Source organism: Telluria sp. ZB4P34 (assembly GCF_059686055.1).
In genome coordinates, this window is the sequence record NZ_JCASIF010000003.1 from 235,728 (window position 1) to 256,984 (window position 21,257).

At 65.5% G+C, this 21,257-nt stretch carries 17 protein-coding genes and 4 tRNA genes; 14 read left to right on the forward strand and 7 right to left on the reverse strand.

Annotated elements, in window-relative coordinates:
* Window positions 1–43: 43 nt before the first annotated feature.
* A complete protein-coding gene (locus AC56KL_RS08010; RefSeq protein ID WP_497179633.1) occupies window positions 44–715 on the forward strand; it encodes a GNAT family N-acetyltransferase in 672 nt (223 codons plus the stop codon).
* A 100-nt stretch (window positions 716–815) separates the two neighbouring features.
* Here AC56KL_RS08010 and AC56KL_RS08015 read toward each other — a convergent pair whose 3' ends face one another.
* Window positions 816–1,331 carry an Lrp/AsnC family transcriptional regulator gene (locus AC56KL_RS08015; protein ID WP_258826547.1) on the reverse strand — a complete coding sequence of 172 codons (516 nt, stop codon included), beginning with the start codon at window positions 1,329–1,331 and terminating at the stop codon, window positions 816–818.
* A gap of 208 nt (window positions 1,332–1,539) precedes the next feature.
* Between AC56KL_RS08015 and AC56KL_RS08020 the strand changes: the two genes are divergently transcribed.
* The 3 genes from AC56KL_RS08020 to AC56KL_RS08030 all read left to right on the forward strand — a co-directional run bounded on the left by AC56KL_RS08020 (window position 1,540) and on the right by AC56KL_RS08030 (window position 8,736).
* The gene (locus AC56KL_RS08020) at window positions 1,540–5,094 is read left to right on the forward strand and encodes an indolepyruvate ferredoxin oxidoreductase family protein (RefSeq protein ID WP_497179634.1); all 3,555 of its coding nucleotides are present in this window, start codon (window positions 1,540–1,542) and stop codon (window positions 5,092–5,094) included.
* A gap of 147 nt (window positions 5,095–5,241) precedes the next feature.
* Window positions 5,242–6,831, forward strand: a complete 1,590-nt coding sequence (locus AC56KL_RS08025) for a S41 family peptidase (RefSeq protein ID WP_497179635.1) — start codon at window positions 5,242–5,244, stop codon at window positions 6,829–6,831.
* A 108-nt stretch (window positions 6,832–6,939) separates the two neighbouring features.
* Complete coding sequence (locus tag AC56KL_RS08030) at window positions 6,940–8,736, forward strand: M14 family metallopeptidase (RefSeq protein WP_497179636.1); 1,797 nt, start codon at window positions 6,940–6,942, stop codon at window positions 8,734–8,736.
* Between the two features lie 210 nt (window positions 8,737–8,946).
* Here the strand turns inward: AC56KL_RS08030 and AC56KL_RS08035 are convergent, their stop codons facing one another.
* From AC56KL_RS08035 to AC56KL_RS08060, 6 genes are all read right to left on the reverse strand, one after another.
* On the reverse strand, window positions 8,947–9,906 hold the full coding sequence (locus AC56KL_RS08035) for a GlcNAc-transferase family protein (protein WP_497179637.1): 960 nt from the start codon (window positions 9,904–9,906) through the stop codon (window positions 8,947–8,949).
* On the reverse strand, window positions 9,903–11,108 hold the full coding sequence (locus AC56KL_RS08040; protein ID WP_497179638.1) for a helix-turn-helix transcriptional regulator: 1,206 nt from the start codon (window positions 11,106–11,108) through the stop codon (window positions 9,903–9,905). Before AC56KL_RS08040 ends, AC56KL_RS08035 begins: the two co-directional genes overlap by 4 nt.
* A gap of 129 nt (window positions 11,109–11,237) precedes the next feature.
* Window positions 11,238–11,747: a phosphoglycerate mutase family protein gene (locus tag AC56KL_RS08045; protein WP_497179639.1), complete on the reverse strand. Its 510-nt coding sequence runs from the start codon at window positions 11,745–11,747 to the stop codon at window positions 11,238–11,240.
* A 77-nt stretch (window positions 11,748–11,824) separates the two neighbouring features.
* On the reverse strand, window positions 11,825–12,748 hold the full coding sequence (ttcA, locus tag AC56KL_RS08050; RefSeq protein ID WP_497179640.1) for a tRNA 2-thiocytidine(32) synthetase TtcA: 924 nt from the start codon (window positions 12,746–12,748) through the stop codon (window positions 11,825–11,827).
* A complete protein-coding gene (locus tag AC56KL_RS08055; RefSeq protein ID WP_497179641.1) occupies window positions 12,745–13,143 on the reverse strand; it encodes a dihydroneopterin aldolase in 399 nt (132 codons plus the stop codon). The genes ttcA and AC56KL_RS08055 overlap by 4 nt, the downstream gene beginning before the upstream one ends.
* 8 nt (window positions 13,144–13,151) lie before the next feature.
* On the reverse strand, window positions 13,152–13,958 hold the full coding sequence (locus AC56KL_RS08060) for an SDR family oxidoreductase (protein ID WP_497179642.1): 807 nt from the start codon (window positions 13,956–13,958) through the stop codon (window positions 13,152–13,154).
* Window positions 13,959–14,086: 128 nt separating this feature from the next.
* On the opposite strand from AC56KL_RS08060, the gene AC56KL_RS08065 reads away from it, so the two are divergent.
* The 10 genes from AC56KL_RS08065 (at window position 14,087) to nusG (ending at window position 21,226) form a co-directional block, all read left to right on the forward strand.
* Entirely contained in the window at window positions 14,087–15,235 is a 1,149-nt protein-coding gene (locus AC56KL_RS08065; protein ID WP_497179643.1) for a class I SAM-dependent methyltransferase, read from the forward strand.
* 96 nt (window positions 15,236–15,331) lie between these two features.
* Window positions 15,332–16,333: a J domain-containing protein gene (locus AC56KL_RS08070; RefSeq protein ID WP_497179644.1), complete on the forward strand. Its 1,002-nt coding sequence runs from the start codon at window positions 15,332–15,334 to the stop codon at window positions 16,331–16,333.
* 148 nt (window positions 16,334–16,481) lie between these two features.
* Complete coding sequence (locus AC56KL_RS08075; RefSeq protein WP_497179645.1) at window positions 16,482–18,158, forward strand: response regulator; 1,677 nt, start codon at window positions 16,482–16,484, stop codon at window positions 18,156–18,158.
* Between the two features lie 266 nt (window positions 18,159–18,424).
* Window positions 18,425–18,509 (forward strand) — tRNA-Tyr (locus tag AC56KL_RS08080).
* Window positions 18,510–18,550: 41 nt separating this feature from the next.
* A tRNA-Gly gene (locus AC56KL_RS08085) sits at window positions 18,551–18,624 on the forward strand.
* Between the two features lie 35 nt (window positions 18,625–18,659).
* Window positions 18,660–18,734, forward strand: a tRNA-Thr gene (locus tag AC56KL_RS08090).
* Window positions 18,735–18,819: 85 nt separating this feature from the next.
* Window positions 18,820–20,010: an elongation factor Tu gene (tuf, locus tag AC56KL_RS08095; RefSeq protein WP_497179646.1), complete on the forward strand. Its 1,191-nt coding sequence runs from the start codon at window positions 18,820–18,822 to the stop codon at window positions 20,008–20,010.
* A gap of 100 nt (window positions 20,011–20,110) precedes the next feature.
* Window positions 20,111–20,186 (forward strand) — tRNA-Trp (locus AC56KL_RS08100).
* Between the two features lie 36 nt (window positions 20,187–20,222).
* Window positions 20,223–20,612, forward strand: coding sequence for a preprotein translocase subunit SecE (gene secE, locus AC56KL_RS08105; protein WP_497179647.1), 390 nt, complete (start codon window positions 20,223–20,225; stop codon window positions 20,610–20,612).
* Window positions 20,612–21,226 carry a transcription termination/antitermination protein NusG gene (gene nusG / locus AC56KL_RS08110; RefSeq protein ID WP_227803310.1) on the forward strand — a complete coding sequence of 205 codons (615 nt, stop codon included), beginning with the start codon at window positions 20,612–20,614 and terminating at the stop codon, window positions 21,224–21,226. Before secE ends, nusG begins: the two co-directional genes overlap by 1 nt.
* Window positions 21,227–21,257 lie beyond the last annotated feature (31 nt).

Here is a 21,257-nt window from a genome sequence, read left to right on the forward strand (position 1 = left end):
CGCTACAATCGCGTTATGTTGCACTGCACAAGAGGCTGATCCCATGCTGGACAATTCCCTGACCCGCTGGTTGAGGGGTGTCGGCGGCCGCCTGGCTGCCCTGCGTCGCCGGCCCGGCCGTCCGACCGTGCTCGTCAAGGAACTGGGCGAGCGCGACCGCCGCCGCATCCTGCGCCACTTCCTGGCGCTCGACGACAGTGACCGCCTGCTGCGCTTCGGCAGCATCGTCTCGGACGAGGCCATCACGAAGTACGTGGGCACCATCGACTTCCGGTACGACATCGTGTTCGGCGTGGTGAACCGCGTGTTCCAGCTGGTCGGCGTGGGGCACCTGGCCTTCGCCAAGGCCGACCATGGCAAGCCGACCGCCAAGGAGCGGGTGGCGGAGTTCGGGGTATCGGTGTCGAAGTCGGCGCGCGGCCAGGGCGTCGGCTCGCGCCTGTTCCAGCGCGCGGCGATCCACTGCCGCAATGCCGACGTGGACACCCTGTACATGCAGTGCCTGACCTCGAACCAGACCATGATGCACATTGCCAAGAAAGCCGGCATGGAGATCAAGCGCGAATACGGCGAGGCCGACGCCTACCTCCAGCTGCCGCCACCGAGTCCGGCGAGCGTGATGGCGGAGGCGATCGAGGAGCAGTGGGCCATGATTGACTACAACGTCAAGGCGAATGCCAGGGCGGCGGTGAAGTGGCTGACGCCCAGGAAGTAGGGTGGTCGGCTTCGCCGACCGCGCGTTCAAATCATGCGGAAATGGCCTGCTCCATGGCGTGCAATTTTCGTTGAACGCGCTGTCGGCAGAGCCGACCACCCTACCCGGCGACGGGCAAGGCCGTCGTCTCCTTGATCCTCTGCAACGCAAAACTCGACTTCACATCCAGCACCGCCGGATGCTTGAGCAGCGTCCCCATCATGAAGCGCGAGAAATGGTCCATGTCTTCCACATGCACGCGCAGCAGGAAGTCCATCTCGCCCGTCATCGCATAGCAGGCCACCACCTCCGGCCAGGTTCCCACCGACACCGCAAAATCGTTGCGCGGGGAGGTCGCCGGCAGGCTGGGTGCGCCGCGGGCGCCGCCCGCCACTTCGCTGTGTTTTTCCAGCCGCACGTTCACGTAGGCCAGCAGTCCCAGCCCGATCTTGTCCGGGTCCACCAGGGCCACGTACTGGCGGATCACGCCCGCTTCTTCCAGCCGCTTGATGCGGCGCAGGCAAGGGGAGGGGGACAGGTTGACGCGCTCGGCCACGTCCTGGTTCGACAGCCGGCCGTCGGTTTGCAGCACTGCCAGGATCTTGCGGTCGGTCTTGTCGAGCTCGATTTTTGACATGTTTTCCTCGGTGGATTCGCGAACACGGCAATTTTATTGCGCAAACTGTCCGGCAGGGGGAATTGTTTGGAATTTAATGCTGGATGGGCAGGACTATACTGTGCGGCTTGCGGGAGTAGGCGGGCCCAGCCCAGCCGTGCGCGTCCCAGATGGCCTTCAAGAGCCCTTGCGCGTCCTGCAATCCCTGGCGATTTATTGGAGACACCGCATGAACGCACCCCTCGAGCGCGCCAATCTGGCGCTGCCCCAGCACGACATCACCCTCGACGACAAGTGGACGCTCGAGCGCGGCCGTGCGTTCATGACCGGGACCCAGGCCCTGGTGCGCCTGCCGATGCTCCAGCGCGAGCGCGACCTGAAGGCTGGCCTGAATACCGCCGGCTACATCACCGGCTACCGCGGCTCGCCCGTCACTGCCGTCGACCAGACCGCGATGAAGGCGAAGAAGCACCTCGACGCCCACCACGTCAAGTTTCACCCGGGCATGAACGAAGACCTGGCGGCCACCGCCGTCTGGGGTACCCAGCAAACCAACCTGTACAAGGACGCCAAGTACGACGGCGTCTTTGCCATGTGGTACGGCAAGGGCCCGGGCGTGGACCGCTGCGGCGACGTTTTCAAGCACGGCAATAATGCGGGGTCCTCGCAGCACGGTGGCGTGCTGGTGCTGGCCGGCGACGACCATGCAGCCAAGTCCTCGTCCACCGCGCACCAGTCCGACCACATCCTGACCCACTGCGGCATCCCGGTCCTGTACCCTTCGTCGGTGCAGGAATACCTGGATTTCGGCCTGCACGCCTGGGCGATGAGCCGCTACACCGGCCTGTGGGTGTCGATGAAGTGCGTCACCGACATCATCGAGTCGGGCGCCGTGGTCGACCTGGACCCGGACCGCGTGCAGATTGCGCTGCCAACCGACTTCGAACTGCCCCCTGGCGGCCTGAACATTCGCTGGCCGGACGCCGTGCTGGACCAGGAAGTCCGCATGAGCAACTTCAAGTGGTATGCCGCGCTGGCCTATGCGCGCGCCAACAAGCTCAACCGCATCATCTGGGACAGCAAGAAGCCGAAGATCGGGATCATCACCGCCGGCAAGAGCTATGTCGACACCCGCCAGGCCCTGGCCGACCTCGGCATCGACGAGCAAGCGGCGGCCGACATCGGCCTGCGCCTGTACAAGGTCGGCATGACCTGGCCGCTCGAGTCCGAAGGCGTGCACGAGTTCGCGCGCGGCCTGGACGAGATCCTGGTGGTCGAAGAGAAGCGCCAGGTGATGGAATACGCGCTCAAGGAAGCCCTGTACAACCTGCCGGACGGCGAGCGTCCGCGCGTGGTCGGCAAGTTCGACGACACCGGCGAATGGAGCAACAAGGACCGCATGGGCCACGGCGACTGGCTGCTGCCGGCCACCTACGAGCTGAACCCGGCCCAGATCGCCCGCGCCATCGCCTCGCGCATCTCGCACTACTGCGCCGGCCACCCGGTCGAGCAGCGCGTGAAGGAACGCATCGCCTACCTGGAAAACAAGGAGCTGGTGCTGAAGTCAATTCCGGCCAAGGCGAATCCGGAAACCGACCGCATTCCCTACTTCTGCTCCGGCTGCCCGCACAACAGTTCCACGAAAGTGCCGGAAGGCTCGCGCGCCATGGCCGGCATCGGCTGCCACTACATGGTGCTGTGGATGGACCGCGAGACCTCGACCTTCACCCACATGGGCGCCGAGGGCACGACCTGGATCGGCCAGTCGCCGTTCACCGACGAGAAGCACGTGTTCGTGAACCTGGGCGACGGCACCTACTTCCACTCGGGCATCCTGGCGATCCGCGCGGCCGTGGCCGCGAAGGTCAACATCACCTACAAGATCCTGTACAACGACGCGGTCGCGATGACCGGCGGCCAGAACGTCGACGGTCCGCTCGATCCAGGCATGATCACGCGCCAGATCGCCGCCGAAGGCGTGCGCCCGATCATCGTGGTCACCGACGAGCCGGAAAAATACCCGGACGACTATGCCTGGGCCGAAGGCGTCACCGTGCGCCACCGCTCCGAACTGATGGACGTGCAGAAGGAACTGCGCGACATGCCGGGCGTGTCTGCCGTGATCTACGACCAGACCTGCGCCTCCGAGAAGCGTCGCCGCCGCAAGAAAGGCGAGTTCCCCGACCCGGCCAAGCGCGCCGTCATCAACGAAGCCGTGTGCGAAGGCTGCGGCGACTGCTCGGTGCAGTCGAACTGCCTGTCGGTCGAGCCGCTGGAAACCGAATTGGGCCGCAAGCGCCAGATCAACCAGTCCTCGTGCAACAAGGATTTCTCGTGCGTGTCCGGCTTCTGCCCGAGCTTCGTCACCGTCGAAGGCGGCGGCCTGAAGAAGCCAAGGAAAGCGGCAACGGCCGACGCCACCCCGCCTGGCCTGCCGATGCCGAACATCCCGTCGGTCGCGGAACCCTTCGGCATCCTGATCGCCGGCGTCGGCGGCACCGGTGTCGTCACCGTCGGCCAGATCCTGGCGGTGGCGGCCCACGTGGAAGGCAAGGGCGCGCTCGTGCTCGACCAGTCGGGCCTGGCCCAGAAGGGTGGTCCGGTGATGTCGCATGTGCGCCTTGCCGAGCACCAGGCCGACCTGCACTCGACCCGCGTGGGCACCGGCAGCGCCGACCTCGTGATCGGCTGCGACCAGATCGTCACCGCTGCCCGCGATGCGCTGAGCCGCATGGGCGAGGGCCGCACCTGGGCCGCCGTGAATTCCACCGGCGCCACCACCGCGGCCTTCGTGAAGAACCCGGACTGGCAGTTCCCGGCCGAAGGCTCGCGCGGCGCCATCCTGCAGGCCTGCGGCGCGGACAATGTCGACTTCGTCGATGCCGGCAAGATCGCCACCGCCCTGATGGGCGACGCGATCGCCACCAATATGTTCATGCTCGGCTATGCTTTCCAGAAGGGCCGTGTGCCGCTGCAGGAAGCCTCGCTGCTCAAGGCGATCGAACTGAACGGCGTGTCGGTCGCTTTCAACAAGGCCGCCTTCGCCTGGGGCCGCACGGCCGCGCACGACCTGGCCTCGGTGACGAAGCTGAGCACCCCGGCCCAGGTGATCGAGTTCAAGCGCAGCGAGAGCCTCGACGACGTGATCAAGCGCCGCGTGGCGCTGCTCACCGCCTACCAGGACGCGGCGTATGCGGCCAGGTACAAGGCATTCGTCGACCAGGTGCGCGCCGAAGAAGCGAAACTCGGCAAGGGTTCGCGCCTGGCCGAAGCCGTAGCGCGCTACTTCTACAAGCTGATGGCCTACAAGGACGAGTACGAAGTCGCCCGCCTGCATACCGATCCTGCCTTCAAGGCCAAGATCGCGAACATGTTCGAAGGCGACATCAAGCTCAAGTTCCACCTGGCGCCGCCGCTGCTGGCCAAGCACGACAAGGAAGGCCGCGCGCTGAAGAAGGAGTACGGCGGGTGGATGATGGGCGCCTTCGGCGTGCTGGCAAAACTGAAACGCCTGCGCGGCACCCCATTCGACGTGTTCGGCTACACCGCCGAGCGCCGCACCGAGCGTGCCTTGATCGGCGAATACCGCCGGACCGTGGAAGCGCTGCTGCCGAAGCTGTCGCCCGACAATCTGGCCCAGGCGGTGGCGATCGCCAGCATCCCGGAAGACATCCGCGGCTACGGCCACGTGAAGGAACGCCACCTGAAGGCGGCCAAGCAGAAGGAAGCGACCCTGGTCGCGTCCTTCCACGGGGCGCCGGCAGCGGCGCCACGCGCAGCCTGAACGTCAAGCTGATTGCATGTTGAACAAGGCCGGGGAAACCCGGCCTTGTCATTTTGAAATGCCCTATAGCATTTCTTGTTGTTCGTCAGCTTCCACTGTTACAGTTGGTTGCACTCTGCGCCAATCGCCGCGTCTATAATCGAACGCATGAAACCGCCATATGCACATGGTCGTTCGTCGACCTCCTCTTTCCTCGTTACTTCGCTGCTGGCTGCAGCCATCCTCGCCGGGTGTGGCGGTGGAGGCGGTTCGCCCGGGACCAGCTCCCAGGTTTCCCAGCAGCCGCCGACGCCTGTCCAGCCGGCCCCGCCGACCCCGCCGGTCGGCACCGCGACGCCGGAAGACCTCAATCCGAACCTGCTGGCAAGTTCGACCACCTACCAGAATATGTGCCGCGCGCCGCGCACCGGCGTCGACTTCAATGGCCGCCCGTTCCCGGACCGGCAGGGCACCCTGCTCGACGAACTGAAATTCCTGCGCTCCTATATCAACGAGACCTATCTCTGGTACAAGGAAGTGCCGAACACGTACAAGATGGCGGACTTCAGCAATCCGATCGACTATTTCAACGTACTCAAGACGCCGGCCCTGACGCCGTCCGGCCAGCCGAAGGACAGGTACCACTTCACCTATGCCACCGAGGAGTGGGAAAAGATGCAGCAGTCGGGCATCGACCTGGGCTACGGGGTCACCTGGAAGCGCAACAGCTCGACCGCACCGCGCACCTGGCTGGTGACCCTGGTCGAGCCGGGCTCGCCTGCGGCCGCCGCCGGCCTGCGCCGCGGCGACATGCTGATGCGGATCGACGGCGTGGATTTCGTCAACGCATCCGACGCGGCGTCGGTCGCGAAGATCAATGCCGGCCTGTTTCCCGACACGGCCGGCACGCCGCACCAGTTCACCCTGCAGCGCAGCGGCGGCGCTACCTATGACGTGACGATGAGCGGCGCCGAAGTCAGCATCGATCCGGTCAAGCACGTGCAGGTGCTCGACACCCCGACCGGCAAGGTGGGCTACCTGAGCTTCGAGACCCACAATTCTGTGTCGGAGAAGGAACTGGTGGACGCCTTCACGACTTTCCAGAGCGCCGGCGTGAGCGACCTGGTGCTCGACATGCGCTACAACGGCGGTGGCCTGCTGTACATTGCCGCCGAGCTGTCGTACATGGTCGCCGGCCCCACCCAGACGGCGGGCAAGGTGTTCCAGCGCCTGCAGTTCAACGACAAGATCCCGCCGGAGCCGGGCATCCCGTTCCTGAGCACCGCGTACGGCTTCAGTTCGCCAAACCCGGTGCGTTCGGGTACGCCCTTGCCCACCCTGGGCCTGAAGCGGGTCACGGTGCTGACCACCCCGGGCACCTGCTCGGCCAGCGAAGCGGTGATCAACGGCCTGCGCGGCGCCGATATCCAGGTCGATGTGATCGGCAGCCAGACCTGCGGCAAGCCCTATGGCTTCACGCCGGTGGCGAACTGCGGCACCACGTATTTCTCGATCGATTTCGCGGGCGTGAACAACAAGGGATTCGGCGACTTCGCCGATGGCCTGGCGGCGACCTGCCAGGTGGCCGACGACCTGTCGCGTCCGCTGGGCGACCGCAGCGAGGCCCTGCTCGCCGCAGCCCTGAGCTACCGTGAGACCGGCAGCTGCCCGCCTGCCCTGCGCGCGCGCCAGGTACCGATGGAGATCGTGCGTTCGCCGGTGAAGGAAATCTCGATCTATACCAGGCCGCGTCAATAAGCGGCTGTATCCGAACGGGCCCGGCCAGCGCATGCTGCCGGGCTCTTTTCATTATGGAAACAGGTCTATAATCCTCGGCTTTGCCACCCGTCGATTGCTGGAGTTCCGATGATCCGTTCCGCCCTGCTGCTGGCCATGCTGGCTGCCGTTCCGCTCGCCCATTCCGCTTCTCAGCCCGCTTCTCAGCACGCCGCCAAGCCCACCACCGCCCTGAGCACCATCGCCGAGCGCTCGGGCTTCCAGGCCACCGGCCGCTACGATGAAGTCGTCAAGCTGTGCGGCGACTTCCAGAAGGCATATCCGAAGCAGGTGAAGTGCATCGAATTCGGCCGCACGCCGGAGAACCGTCCGATGCTGGCGCTGGTCGTGTCGAATACCGGCGCGTTCACCCCACAGCTCGCGAAGAAGCAGGGCCTGCCGGTGACCCTGATCCAGGGCGGCATCCACGCCGGCGAGATCGACGGCAAGGACGCCGGCTTCCTGGCGCTGCGCGAAACCCTCGACGGCAAGCTGGCCAAGGGCGCCCTGGACAAGCAGGTGCTGCTGTTCGTCCCGGTGTTCAACGTCGACGGCCACGAGCGCTTCGGCAAGTACAACCGCCCGAACCAGCGCGGCCCGGTCGAGATGGGCTGGCGCACCACGGCCCAGAACTTCAATCTCAACCGCGACTACGTGAAGGCCGACGCGCCCGAGATGCAGGCCATGCTCAAACTGGTGAACGCCTGGGACCCGCTGACCTACGTCGACCTGCACGTGACCGACGGCGCCAAGTTCCAGCACGACGTCTCGATCCAGGTCGAGCCGGTGTATTCGGCCGACCCGGAATTCCGCAAGGCCGGCCTGGCCCTGCGTTCCAGCGTGATCGCCGACATCGCCAGGCAGGGCTCGATGCCGCAGTCCTACTACATGTCCTTCGCCAAGACCGACGATCCGCAATCGGGTTTCGTCGACAGCGTCTCGGACCCGCGCTTCTCGACCGGCTACTTCCCGCTGCGTAACCGCATGGCGGTGCTGGTCGAGACCCACTCGTGGAAGGATTACCCGACCCGTGTGCGCGTCACCCACAACACCGTGATCTCGGTCCTCGAGCAGGTCGCCCGCAACGGCAAGGCCTGGCAGGCGGCGGCCCAGGCCGCGGATGCCCGCGCCACCCGCCTGGCCGGTACCCCGGTGGCCCTGACCTACCGCACCACCGACAAGACGCAGATGGTCGACTTCCAGGGCTACGAATACACCCGCACCCAGTCGGACATCTCCGGCATGCTGATGACCCGCTACGACGAAAGCAAGCCGCAGGTGTGGCGCGTGCCGCTGCGCGAGGAAGTGGTGCCGGAGCTGCAGGTGACGGCGCCGCGCGCGGGCTACATCGTGCCGGCCGCCCATGCCGACATGGTGGCGGCCAAGCTGTCCCTGCACGGCATCGCCTTCCGAAGGCTGGACAAAGCGCTGCCCAAGGCCGCGGTGGAGACCTTCCGCGCCACCAAGGCCAGCTTCGGCGCTACCTCCTTCGAATCGCACCAGCGCCTGACGGTGCAGGGAAGCTGGAAAGCCGAGCCGCGCGCCGTCCTGCCGGGATCCCTGTTCGTGCCGGTGAACCAGCCGAAGGCGCGCCTGGTGGTGGCGATGCTGGAGCCGCAGGCGCCGGACTCGCTGCTGGCCTGGGGCTTGTTCAACAATGCCTACGAGCGCAAGGAGTACATGGAAGAGTACGTGGCCGAGGACGTGGCGCGCGAGCAGCTGGCGGCCGATCCGGCGCTGGCGGCGGAGTTCAAGCGCCGCATCGACAGCGATCCGGCCTTCGCGAAGAACCCGCATGCGCGCCTGGACTTCTTCTACCAGCGCCACGCCTCGTGGGACGAGCGCTACCAGCTGTACCCGGTGCTGCGCACGGACGTCGCGCCCTGAGGACGCGCCACGCCCAGGGTCTATCTGCCTCAATACACAGTCAGCAAGACGAAACGCTCGCAATGGTCGTAGGGTGGTCGGCTTCGCCGACCGCGCGTCCGGCCGGACTGCGCGCAGGCGTATCGCATGCCAGCGCTGAACGCGCGGTCGGCAGAGCCGACCACCCTACGCAAAATCACGGTGCCATGCCAGGCATGCGTCAGATAGACCCTAGCAGAGCTGGCCGTCGAAGGGATCGCTGATGGTCTGGCGGGCGTAGTCGATGCCGCTCAGCTGCGCGAATTGCGCCATGCTGCGCACGCTGCCGAGGCCATAGGCGCCGGGCAGGCCGTCGCCCATCAGGAGCCGGTTCAGGCGCAGCCTGGCGCGCTCCAGCAGGTGGCTGGAGGAAAAGGCGCGGCGCGCATCGAGCTCGCCGTGCCAGTGGTGGGTGTCGTAGACGCTGCCTTCGCGCTTGTACAGGTGGTAGACCGGCGTGGTGAGCGGGTGGAAGATGTCCCAGCCGCGGGTAAAGGCGCGCACCGCCAGGCTCTGTTCCTCGCCGTGGAAGTACAGGTAGGGGTCGTAGGGCACTTCCTCGACAAAGCTGCCGGCCGCGAACAGGAAGCCGGCCGAGACGTGGCAGCCCGCCACCGGTTCGCTCGTGAACAGGTGGCGCGCCATGAAGCGCAGCACGGCGTCGCCTGGTGTCAGGGGCTTCTCGGGATGCGGACGCAGCACCAACGCGGTGCGGCCATCGCCTGGGGTGTAGCGCGGCGCGCCGTCGACCATGTCGAAGCGGTAGGGATAGGTGCTGACGATCGGCTTGGCCGAGCGCTCGCACAAGGCCGCATGCAGCTTGCGCAGCTGCTCGTCCCAGCCCGGCTCGAACAGCGTGTGCGAGTCGACCTGCAACAGAAAGGCTTCGCCGTCGTACAGCGAGAAGGCGGTGCTGCGGGCCCAGCTCACGCCCAGGGTGTCCTGCGGGTGCAGGTGCACGTAGCGCACCTGGCGCGCGAAGGGCAGGGCGGCGATCGCGCCGCGCTGGTCGTCCTGGTGCTGGTCGACCACGCCCAGCGACAGCAGTTCGGGGCGCCTGGCCTTGGCCACCGCGTCGTTCAGGGTGAAAAACAGCATCGGGTCGAGGTAGGACGCGACGCTGAGGAAGATGGCCGGCGCCGCCTGGTTCACGCGCCGATTCCCTGGAAAGGACTCCCGTGGGCCTTGAGCGCGCGCTGTACGGCCGATGCCGGCAGGTTCATCAGGAGTCGCACCAGTTCCGGCTGGCGGTTGGTCGAGGTCTTCTGGTAGATCGACATCAGCTGCTTGCGCACGGTGTCGTACTGCACCCCGAGCGTGTCGGCGATGCTCTTGAGCGGCATGCCGTCCGCCAGCAGCGAGGCCACGCGGCATTCCGCATGCGACAGGCCGAAGGCGGCGGCGAGCAGGGCCGAATCGATCACCTGGGCCGAGGTCGGGTGGTAGAAGAACAGCATCACCAGCGGGCGCAGGCCGAAGCTGCTCATGGTGCGCTCCGGCGCCAGCATGGTAAAGAAGCCGTATAGGACATCCTGCGCGGCGCCGGGCTCGCCCGTCATGTGCAGCGAGCGGAAGGCCTTGTCCGCGGCTTCGCCGCCGGCCACGCCGGCGCGCACCTGGTGTTCCAGCTCCGCGCATTGTTCGAAGAAGCTGCGGCGGTAGGCCCGCGGCAGCAGCAGGCGCTGGCCGTCCAGCTGCACCAGGCTGGTCGCGCCGAGCAGGCCGCGCGCCGCCTCGTTGGCCAGCACCAGGTCGCCGTTCGTGGTCAGCAGCATCACCGGCTGGCGCAGCCTGTCGACCAGCGCATGGCCGACCAGGGCCTGGGCCGAATACACGAACTGGGCCTGCCCCATGCGCACGGCGCGCTGCAGATGCGGACGCAGGCGGTCGAGGAAGGCCAGCGCGTCCGCCGGCATCGGACCTTCGTCCGGGCGGCGCAGGCAGGCCAGCAGCACGGTCGCATCGCCGTTCTCGACCAGCTTGCAGGCGCTCAGGTAGCGTGCGCCGTGCGGGATCAGGAATTCCTGGTAGAAGGGATGACTGGCGACGAAAGCCTCGTCGAAATGCTCGTGGCAGTGCAGCCACTCGGCGTCCCACTGGGTGCGCATCAGGCCGATACGCGGGTCGATGAACTGGTACTTCTGGATGTATTCGAGGTCGATCTGCGGCGCCATGTCGGCCCCCTCGCTGTACGACAGGGCGCCGTGCCTGGCGTCGAAAGCGAGCAGGTGGATGGCGCGCCCGCCGATGGCGCCGTGCAGGCATTCGAGCACGCTGCGCCAGGCGGCCCGGTTGTCCAGCGTGTCGTAGATGAGGTTGACGGCGTGGTCGAAGCGCGCCTGCGACAGATCCAAGTTCTACTCCGTTCAATATCTTTTATGCATCGTAACTGATGCAGGGTAGCATTGGAACTGCTGGTTGCCACGTCAGCGCGACAATGGCTCAACGCGGCGACACGCTTGACCGGCGTGGCAAGCCGGCGCTCAGGGCGCCGTGGGCGAGGCCAGCAAGACCGTGCGCACGGCGCCGCCGGCGGCCGGGGTCAGCTGGTACAGGCGGTCGTATTCGTCATCCTGGATGTCGGCGCCGGGCGCGCCGCCGAACAGGCGCACCAGCTCGGTCAGGGTGTTCGAGTGACCCACCACCAGCACCGGGCCCGACAGCGCCTTGACCTTCTCCACCAGCGCCTTGGGCGCGCGCGGGTCGTACAGCTGCACCTCGAGGCCGACGCGCTGGGCCAGCGGCTGGGCGGTCTGGCGCGTGCGCTGGGTCGGCGTGCTGAACACGCCCGTGATGCCGGTGCGGGACAGGATGGCGGCGATCGCCTGGGCGCGCGCCTGGCCCTGCGGCGTCAGCTCGGGGTCCTGCCCCACGGTCGCCTTCTCGCCATGGCGCACCAGGTAGATGGCGCTCGGCTCGGCCAGCGCAGCGGCGGGTGCAAGCAGGGCCAGGGACAGCGACAGGCAGCGGAACAGGCGGGCGGGCAGGCTCATGGGATCCTCGTATGCTAGGGACGAAAAAAAGGCAGGGTAGCATGTCCCTGCCTTTCTGTTAACGCTGCCGCATTCGCTTACAGCTGCGTGAGCGAAATCGTGTTCGCCGCCGGCGTCGAGCACGGCTCCTCGTCGAACGCGATGTCACCCAGCGGATTCGGCACGCCGTCGGTCTTCAGGTCGACGAAACCGAACAGGTCGCGGTCCTGCAGGTGCGAGGGCACCACGGTGCTCAGCGAGGAAAACACGTTCTCGACGCGGCCCGGGTGCTTCTTTTCCCAGTCGCGCAGCATCGCCTTGATCTGCTTGCGCTGCAGGTTTTCCTGCGAGCCGCACAGGTCGCACGGGATGATCGGGAATCCCTTCACCTCCGCGTAGCGCTCGGTGTCGGCTTCCTTCACGTAGGCCAGCGGGCGGATCACCATGTGCTTGCCGTCGTCCGAGACCAGCTTGGCCGGCATGCCCTTCAGCTTCCCGCCGAAGAACATGTTCAGGAAGAAGGTCTCAAGGATGTCGTCGCGGTGGTGGCCGAGGGCGATCTTGTTGCAGCCGAGCTCGTCCGCCACGCGGTACAGGATGCCGCGCCGCAGGCGCGAGCACAGTGAACAGGTGGTCTTGCCTTCCGGGACCAGGCGCTTGACGATGCTGTAGGTGTCCTGGTTCTCGATGTGATAGGGCACGCCCAGCTTCTCGAGGTAGGCCGGCAGGATCTCGGCTGGGAAGTTCGGCTGTTTCTGGTCGAGGTTGACGGCGACGATGTCGAAATGGATGGGCGCGCGCTCGCGCAGGGTCATCAGGATGTCCAGCAGGGCATAGCTGTCCTTGCCGCCCGACAGGCAGACCATCAGCTTGTCGCCGTCCTCGATCATGTTGAAGTCGCCGATCGCCTGGCCCACCAGGCGGCACAGGCGCTTGTGCAGCTTGTTGTTCTCGTACGCGATCTTCTCGCGCTTTTTCGCGTCCGCGTCCGCATTCAGTTGGTCGAGATCCGCTTCGCTCATGCTTCTTCCTTCATCTGGAACACTTCCACGCCCACGCCCTCGCAATCCGGGTAGACGTCCGGCTTCATGGTCGACACGCGCGCGGCGCGCACGCGCGGGTGGGTCAGCATCGCCTTGACCACGTCGTCGCACAGGGTTTCCTGCAGGTGGATGTGGCCCTTCGAGATGCGCCTGGCGATGGTCTCGCGCATGAAGTCGTAGTCGACCACTTCCGACAGCTGGTCGGCCTTCGGCGTGGACTGCTCGAGCGGGATGTACAGGTCGACGTTGATCAGGACACGCTGTTCCGCCCGCTTCTCGAAGTCGTGGACGCCGATGTTGATCATCACTTCGTAATTGCGCAGGAACAGCCGGCGGCAATTGCGCAAGCTCGGGTGGATCAGGGCGGATAACATGGAAAGCCTTATGGATGAACTGATTGATGAATGCGCTTGGGTTCTGTCAGGAACATCACGTCGCGCGCCAGCGGCGCCAGGTGCTGGCCGCCGTCGACAAGCAGGGTGGTGCCGGTCAGGGCGCGCGCACCGGCGGCATACACGACCGCGTCGGCGATGTCTTGCGGGGTCGAGGAACGGCCCAGCGGCGTCATCTGGTGCGCCTGCTGGAAACCTTCCTCGGTCTGCTCGCCCGACACCATCGTGATGCCGGGCGCCACGCCGACCACGCGCACCCTTGGCGCCAGCGCCTGGGCCAGCATCGTGGTGGCCGCATGCAGCGCCGCTTTCGACAGCGTGTACGACAGAAAATCCGGGTTGAGATTGTACAGTTTCTGGTCCAGCAGGTTGACCACGACCGATTGGCTGCCTGCCGGCGTGGCGGCGTGCAGGGCCTGCGCCAGCAGCAGCGGTGCGGTCAGGTTGGCGCCCATGTGGGCGCCGAGCAGGGCCGGCGAAAAATCCGTCGCACTGTCGTATTCAAACAACGATGCGTTGTTGACCACGCAGCCGATCGCGCCCAGTTCCGCCGCCACCCGTCCGGGCAGGGCGCGCACCGCGTCTTCCACGAGCAGGTCGCATTGGAACAGCGCGGCGCGCCGGCCGAGGGCGCGGATGGCCTCGGCCGTCTCGAGCGCCTCGCGTTCGGAATGGCGGTAGTGCACGGCGAGGTCCCAGCCGGCGGTGGCCAGGCCGAGCGCGATCGCGCGCCCGAGGCGCCGGCCGGCGCCGGTCACGAGGGCGACTCTCAAGGAAGCAGGGGCAGGATCCGTCATCGCTATGGTGCTGAAAACTGTGCTGGGTTGGCCAAATGGGTAGTGCTGTCTGGTGCTGCCAAGTGCTGCCGATGATGCGCCGCCAAGCGGGTGATGCCGCTCATGCACCGTTTCGCTACAATGCCGGCATGTCCCTGCCCGCACCCACTCCCGACGCCCTCGCCGCGTCCCACTCCCTGCAACGCCTGATTGCCGCCGAGATCGAACAGCTCGGCGGAGCGATGGCATTTTCACGGTTCATGGAACTGGCGCTGTATGCGCCGCGGCTCGGCTACTACAGCGGCGGCGCATCGAAGCTCGGCGCGAGCGGCGACTTCACGACCGCGCCCGAGATCGCGCCCCTGTTCGGAGCGGCCCTGGCGCGCGCGGCAGCCGCTATTATCGCCCAAAGCGCGCCCGACATCATCGAATTCGGGGCCGGCACCGGCAAGCTGGCGCGCGACGTGCTCGCGGCCCTGGGGCAGATCGGCGTCGAGGTGCGCTCGTACACCATCATCGAACTGTCCGGCGAGCTGCGCGTCCGCCAGCAGGAAGCCCTGCAAGACTTGCCGCAGGTGCGCTGGCTGGACGGCATGCCGGCATCCTTCAGCGGCGTGGTGCTGGCCAACGAGGTGCTCGACGCGATGCCGGTCGAGCTGGTGATCCGCCGCGACGGCCGCTGGCAGCGCCAGATGGTCACGGTGGAGAACGGCGCCTTCGCATTCGTACAGGAGGAACTGCCGCACGAGCTTGCGCTCCACCTTGCGCGCCAGATCCCGGACGCGGAACATTTCTCCGACGGCTACGTCACCGAAATCCATCCGGTGGCCGCGGGCTTCATGGCTTCGCTCGCCGCCATGATGCAGGGCGGACGCGGCGCTGCCTTCCTGTTCGACTACGGCTTCCCGGCGCGCGAGTACTACCTCGACCAGCGCACGGGCGGCACCCTGATGTGCCACTACCGCCACCACGCCCACCCGGACCCGTTCTACCTGCCGGGCCTGCAGGACATCACCGCCCACGTGGACTTCACCGCGATGGCGCTGGCCGCGCAGGAAGCCGGCCTGCCGGTGCTGGCCTACATGAACCAGGCCTCCTTCCTGCTGGGTTGCGGGATCGGCGAGCTGCTGCTCGAGACCAGCCCGGAGGATGTGGCGCGCTACCTGCCGCAGTCGAAGGCTGTCCAGAAACTGGTGTCACCGTCCGAGATGGGCGAGCTGTTCAAGGTGCTGGTGCTGGGGCAGGACGTCGACTTGCCCATTGCTATCGTGCGGGCCGACCGGACGCACCGCCTGTAGAATTTTTGACATCTTGCGCTCTGGACACAAATCCGGCTAAGCTGTACAACCGGCGTCCGCAGGACCCCTGACGGAAAAGCGCGCACTTTCGATACCATGGCCAAGATCCACACCCACTATGACAACCTGAAGGTCGCGCGCGGCGCGCCGGCGGAAGTCATTCGTGCGGCGTACAAGGCACTCAGCCAGAAATACCATCCCGACAAGAACCCGGGCGACGAAAAGGCCGCCCGCATCATGGCGATCGTCAACACCGCCTACAACACCCTGTCCGATCCGGTACGCCGCAAGGAGCACGACGAGTGGATCGCGTCGGAGGAGTGGGAGGTGGAGTGGCTGGAAAGCACCGGCGCCGAAGAGACGCCGGGACGCCCGCCGCGCCCCGATGCCTGGGAGCCGCGCGTCCCCGATACGCCCACGCGCCCACGCCCGCGCCTGATGCGCGATCCGCGCTGGTGGCTGGGCCTGGCGACCTGCTTCGTGGCCGGCGCGGCGGCCGCCGTGTTCCTGGCGGAGCCCATGCGCGCCAGGTTGCCGGCGGCGCTGGCCTGGGTGGGCAAGGCCGATCATGCACCGTCTGCGGCGCCAGCTCAGGCGACGTCCCAGGCGCCCGCCGACCGTCCCGACGAGCTCGGTACCGACGCCAGCACCGAGGGCTGGGCGCGCCGCTTTGGCAGCGAAGGCAAAGAGCCGCCGCCCGAGATCAAGGCGCTCGCCGTGACCCAGCTGGTGGTGCCGGCCCGCGCGCCGGACTGCGGCACCGACCTGCAAACCCTCACCGCTCCCAGCGGCGACCCTTGGCCGGCCGAGTCCGGCTATCTGCCGGGCTACCCGGTCGGCAACAGCGGCGACGAGATGCAGGTGTCGATCGACAACAGCGCGAATGCCTCGCCGATCTTCGTCAAGCTCTACGACCTGGATCGCCGCTCGAACGTGCGCCATGCCTACGTGCAGCCACGCGCTTCCTTCCTGATCGACAAGCTGAGCGCCGGCAAATACGAAGTGCGCTACCAGAACATCGTCGTCGGCGAGAGCAAGAGCGAATGCGTGAACGGTCGCCGGGTGCCGCTGCGCCAGGCAGCCGCGTTCGCTCCCTGAGCTGCCGTATTTACAACGCAACGATCCCGTTTGCGCTGCGTCTTCACCCGATTTAACTATTTTGTTCCTCAGCCGTAATATACTGGGATGATGCGGCCTGCCCATGCAGCGGCCGCACCATGCCCAACGCAGGCTTAACAAGAACCCCATGAACGAACTGGAAGGCCTCACCGCCCTGATCATCGAGCCCCATGCGGGCATGCGGGCCAACATCCACAGCATGCTCAACATGTGCGGCCTGACGCGCATCGAACACGCCAGTTCGTCCAACCTGGCGATCAAGCACCTGGGGCTGCGCAGCTTCGACATGGTCCTGTGCGAATACGATCTCGAGGGCGGCCAGGACGGCCAGCAGCTGCTCGAGGACGTGCGCCACCACAAGCTGATGCCACTGTCGACCATGTTCTTCATGGTCACCGCCGAGGGTAACCACAGCAAGGTGGTGAGCGCCGCCGAGCTCGCGCCGACCGACTACATCCTCAAGCCCTTCACTGCCGACCGCCTGCTCGACCGTATCGGGCGCGCGCTCGACCGGCGCAGCGCCTTCATGCCGGTCTATGCACTGATGGAGGCGGGCGACCAGCGCGAAGCGGTCGAGGCCTGCATCGAGGGCGAGCGCCTGCATCCGCGCTACGCGGTCGACTTCCTGCGCCTGCGCGCCGAGCTGCACCTGTTCCTGGGCGAAGCCGACCAGGCCGAGCCGATCTACCGCAAGCTGGTCGAAGTCAAGGCGATTGCCTGGGCCCGCCTGGGCCTGGCCAAGACCCTGTTCCTGCGCAAGGAGTACGACGGGGCCAAGGCGATGCTGCAAGACCTGGTCGACAGCAATCGCAACTTCGTCGACGCCTACGACTGGCTGGCGCGCACCCATGCGGCCGTGGGCGACCTGGCCAGGTCGCAATCGGTCCTGGGCGAGGCGGTGGCGGTGTCGCCGCATGCGGTGCGCCGCCTGCGCACGCTGGGCGAGACCGCCTTCGAGGCGGGCGACACCGAGGCCGCCGAGAAGGCGCTGCGGCAGGTGGTGGCCAAGGCCAAGTATTCCGAGTTCCGCGACCCCGAGGACCACGTCAAGCTGGTGCGTACCCTGGTCAGGAAGGGCGACCCGGTGGCGGCGGCCTCGGTGATCCGCGACCTCGACCGCTCGATGGGTGGGCGCCCGAACACTGTGCTGTGCAGCGCCATCGCCTCGAGCCTGCTGCACGAACATACCGGTAACGAGACCCGGCTGAACGAGTCGCTCGCCGCCGCGCTCGCCGCCAGCAAGGATGCGCCGCTGTCGCCCGACATCAAGCTCGAGCTCGCCCGTACTTGCCTGGCGAACGACATGGAGGCGGACGGCGCCGAGATCGTGCGTGAGGTCATGCGCAACGTGCAGAACGACGCCGGCATGGCGCGCGCGGTGGGCGTGCTGGAAAAGGCGGGCTTCCCCGACCTGGGGCGCACGCTCGCGCAGGAGAGCCGCCAGCATGTGGTCGACTTGGTGGCCGATGGCGCCGCCCGCGCCCGCAGCGGCGACTACAAGGGGGCGGTCGGCATGATGCTGGAAGCGGCCGCCAAGCTGCCGAACAACCCGGCGGTGGCCTTCAATGCCGCGCTGGCGACCCTGCGCTGCCTCGAGCACGACGGATGGGACGACAAGCTCGGCCTGCAGGCGGTCGGCCTGATCGCCAATGTGCGCAAGCTGGACCCGGGCAATCCGAAGCTGGCCGCACTGGCGGCGCTGCATCATCAGATTCTCAAGAAATACGAGCGCAACGCGCAGGGGCGCCCGGCGAAAACGGCGCCTGCCAGGGCTGTGGTCGGGAAAACGGCCGATAGCGTGTAGGGTGGTCGGCTTCGCCGACCGCGCGTCCAGCTACATCGCGCGTCGCCACAGCGCGATCGTGGATTGAACGCGCGGTCGGCAGAGCCGACCACCCTGCAGCCCCCATTTCGCGATTCCCTGCAATTCCCGCGAAATCACCCTTGTGGTTTTGCATCCCGCCCGTTACAATCACGCCCCGAAGCAACGCTGCTATGCGAAGCGGACAAAGTCCGTGGAAACCTGGTTGACAGTACGTTGAGCTTGCTTCATACTCTGCGGTTCTTCGCGGTGGGGTGGCCGAGTGGTTAAAGGCAGCAGACTGTAAATCTGCCCTCTCTGAGTACGCTGGTTCGAATCCAGCCCCCACCACCAAAAAGAAGAGTCGTGAAGTGAATTGAAAGAAGTTGTACCTCGCGGGTGTAGCTCAATGGTAGAGCAGAAGCCTTCCAAGCTTACGACGAGGGTTCGATTCCCTTCACCCGCTCCAGTGATTCGCGGTGTGTTTCAACACTGCACAAATAAGCCCTTGTAGCTCAGTGGTAGAGCACTCCCTTGGTAAGGGAGAGGCCACGTGTTCAATCCACGTCAAGGGCACCAGAATTTTGTACGGCAGTCCGTAGCGCTTGTCCGTCAGTCGTGCCTGGTAATTCTCAAAAAAATCGTTAGATCTTAGGAGTCTCAAATGGCAAAAGGTAAATTCGAACGGACCAAGCCGCACGTCAACGTCGGCACCATCGGTCACGTTGACCACGGTAAAACCACCCTGACGGCAGCCATCGCAACCGTCCTGTCGAAGAAGTTCGGCGGCGAAGCCAAGGCCTACGACCAGATCGACGCGGCTCCGGAAGAAAAAGCACGCGGCATCACCATCAACACCGCGCACGTCGAATACGAAACCGCGAACCGTCACTACGCGCACGTCGACTGCCCAGGCCACGCCGACTACATCAAGAACATGATTACCGGTGCCGCGCAGATGGACGGCGCGATCCTGGTGTGCTCGGCCGCTGACGGCCCGATGCCGCAGACCCGCGAGCACATCCTGCTGGCGCGTCAGGTTGGCGTTCCGTACATCATCGTGTTCCTGAACAAGTGCGACCTGGTCGACGACGCAGAGCTGCTGGAACTGGTCGAAATGGAAGTCCGTGAGCTCCTGTCGAAGTACGAGTTCCCAGGCGACGACCTGCCAATCATCAAGGGTTCGGCACGTATGGCGCTGGAAGGCCAGGCTGGCGAAATGGGCGAAGACGCGATCATGGCCCTGGCCGACGCGCTGGACACCTACATCCCGACCCCGGAACGTGCCGTCGACGGCGCCTTCCTGATGCCGGTGGAAGACGTGTTCTCGATCTCGGGCCGCGGTACCGTGGTGACCGGTCGTGTCGAGCGCGGCGTGATCAAGGTCGGCGAAGAAATCGAAATCGTCGGCATCATCGACACCGTCAAGACCACCTGCACCGGCGTGGAAATGTTCCGCAAGCTGCTGGACCAGGGTCAAGCTGGCGACAACGTCGGCCTGCTGCTGCGCGGCACCAAGCGTGAAGACGTCCAGCGTGGCCAGGTTCTGGCCAAGCCGGGCTCGATCAAGCCGCACAACCACTTCACCGGTGAGATCTACGTCCTGTCGAAAGACGAAGGCGGCCGTCACACCCCGTTCTTCAACAACTACCGTCCGCAGTTCTACTTCCGTACGACTGACGTGACCGGTTCGATCGAGCTGCCGGCCGACAAAGAAATGGTCATGCCAGGCGACAACGTGTCGATCACCGTCAAGCTGATCGCTCCGATCGCGATGGAAGAAGGCCTGCGCTTCGCAATCCGCGAAGGTGGCCGTACCGTCGGCGCCGGCGTGGTTGCCAAGATCATCGCCTGATAGGTGATGCGAGAGGGAAGCGGAACAACGCTTCCCTCGAACAGCATTGTCTGGTACGCGTGTGCCATGTATAATGCTGGATTCAGCGAGAAGTTTTCGTAGGGGTGTAGCTCAATTGGCAGAGCGTCGGTCTCCAAAACCGAAGGTCGCGGGTTCGATTCCCTCCGCCCCTGCCACCGAATTCTGGTGCGTAGGCACCGAAAGTAAAGAAGATGTCTAATCAATCCGTGCAAACTGTCAGCACCTCGAATGACAAGTTCAAGGTCGCCCTGGCGGTGGTTGCTGTGATTGCAGGTGTGGTCGGGTTCTTCTACCTGACCGGCCAAAACAAACCAGCCTTGGTCGCCGCCGGCGCCCTCGTGGCTGGTTTAGTTTTTGCTGTCCTGCTTTTGTGGACTTCCGCCACCGGCCGCGATTTCCTGAGCTTCGCCAAGGAGTCGGTGCGCGAGACCAAGAAAGTTGTTTGGCCGACCCGCAGGGAAGCCACCCAGATCACCGGCATCGTGTTTGCCTTCGTGGTCGTCACGGCGATTTTCCTGTGGGGCACGGATAAGGTGTTGGAATTCGTATTGTACGACCTGGTCCTGGGATGGAAAAACTGATGAGCGAAAACGTGCAAGACAATGCGCCGGGCCAAGACCCGGCGCAAGACGCTGGTGCGGCTCCGGTGAGTGTCCCGGTGAACAACAAGCGCTGGTACGTCGTCCATGTCTACTCCGGTATGGAAAAGAGCGTGATGCGCGCGCTCACCGAGCGCATCGAGCGCGCGGGCATGCAGCAGCAGTTCGGCCAGATCCTGGTTCCCACCGAGGAAGTCGTCGAAATGCGTAACGGCACCAAGGCAGTTTCCGAGCGTCGTTTCTTCCCGGGCTATGTCCTGGTTGAGATGGAAATGACCGACGAGACCTGGCACCTTGTGAAGAACACCTCGAAAGTCACCGGCTTCATCGGCGGCAAGTCGAACAAGCCGACGCCGATCCCGGCGCGCGAGATCGACAAGATCATGCAGCAGGTCCAGGAAGGCGTCGAGAAGCCGCGTCCCAAGGTGCTGTACGAAGTGGGCGAGCAGGTGCGCATCAAGGAAGGTCCGTTCACCGACTTCAACGGCAACGTCGAGGAAGTCAACTACGAAAAATCGAAGGTGCGGGTGTCTGTCACCATCTTCGGCCGCGCAACTCCGGTGGAACTGGAGTTCGGGCAGGTAGAGAAAGTCTAAAGCGCTTAATCGGAGCGTCGCAGCAGTAGGC

What these genes read in the sequence shown, in the direction of transcription:
- AC56KL_RS08070 (WP_497179644.1), top strand. Translation starts at nt 15,332, where the DNA reads ATGGCCAAGATCCACACCCACTATGACAACCTGAAGGTCGCGCGCGGC.
- ttcA (WP_497179640.1), bottom strand. Translation starts at nt 12,748, where the DNA reads ATGAGCGAAGCGGATCTCGACCAACTGAATGCGGACGCGGACGCGAAA.
- tuf (WP_497179646.1), top strand. Translation starts at nt 18,820, where the DNA reads ATGGCAAAAGGTAAATTCGAACGGACCAAGCCGCACGTCAACGTCGGC.
- AC56KL_RS08020 (WP_497179634.1), top strand. Translation starts at nt 1,540, where the DNA reads ATGAACGCACCCCTCGAGCGCGCCAATCTGGCGCTGCCCCAGCACGAC.
- AC56KL_RS08060 (WP_497179642.1), bottom strand. Translation starts at nt 13,958, where the DNA reads ATGACGGATCCTGCCCCTGCTTCCTTGAGAGTCGCCCTCGTGACCGGC.
- AC56KL_RS08045 (WP_497179639.1), bottom strand. Translation starts at nt 11,747, where the DNA reads ATGAGCCTGCCCGCCCGCCTGTTCCGCTGCCTGTCGCTGTCCCTGGCC.
- AC56KL_RS08055 (WP_497179641.1), bottom strand. Translation starts at nt 13,143, where the DNA reads ATGTTATCCGCCCTGATCCACCCGAGCTTGCGCAATTGCCGCCGGCTG.
- AC56KL_RS08075 (WP_497179645.1), top strand. Translation starts at nt 16,482, where the DNA reads ATGAACGAACTGGAAGGCCTCACCGCCCTGATCATCGAGCCCCATGCG.
- AC56KL_RS08030 (WP_497179636.1), top strand. Translation starts at nt 6,940, where the DNA reads ATGATCCGTTCCGCCCTGCTGCTGGCCATGCTGGCTGCCGTTCCGCTC.
- AC56KL_RS08015 (WP_258826547.1), bottom strand. Translation starts at nt 1,331, where the DNA reads ATGTCAAAAATCGAGCTCGACAAGACCGACCGCAAGATCCTGGCAGTG.
- nusG (WP_227803310.1), top strand. Translation starts at nt 20,612, where the DNA reads ATGAGCGAAAACGTGCAAGACAATGCGCCGGGCCAAGACCCGGCGCAA.
- secE (WP_497179647.1), top strand. Translation starts at nt 20,223, where the DNA reads ATGTCTAATCAATCCGTGCAAACTGTCAGCACCTCGAATGACAAGTTC.
- AC56KL_RS08010 (WP_497179633.1), top strand. Translation starts at nt 44, where the DNA reads ATGCTGGACAATTCCCTGACCCGCTGGTTGAGGGGTGTCGGCGGCCGC.
- AC56KL_RS08025 (WP_497179635.1), top strand. Translation starts at nt 5,242, where the DNA reads ATGAAACCGCCATATGCACATGGTCGTTCGTCGACCTCCTCTTTCCTC.
- AC56KL_RS08065 (WP_497179643.1), top strand. Translation starts at nt 14,087, where the DNA reads ATGTCCCTGCCCGCACCCACTCCCGACGCCCTCGCCGCGTCCCACTCC.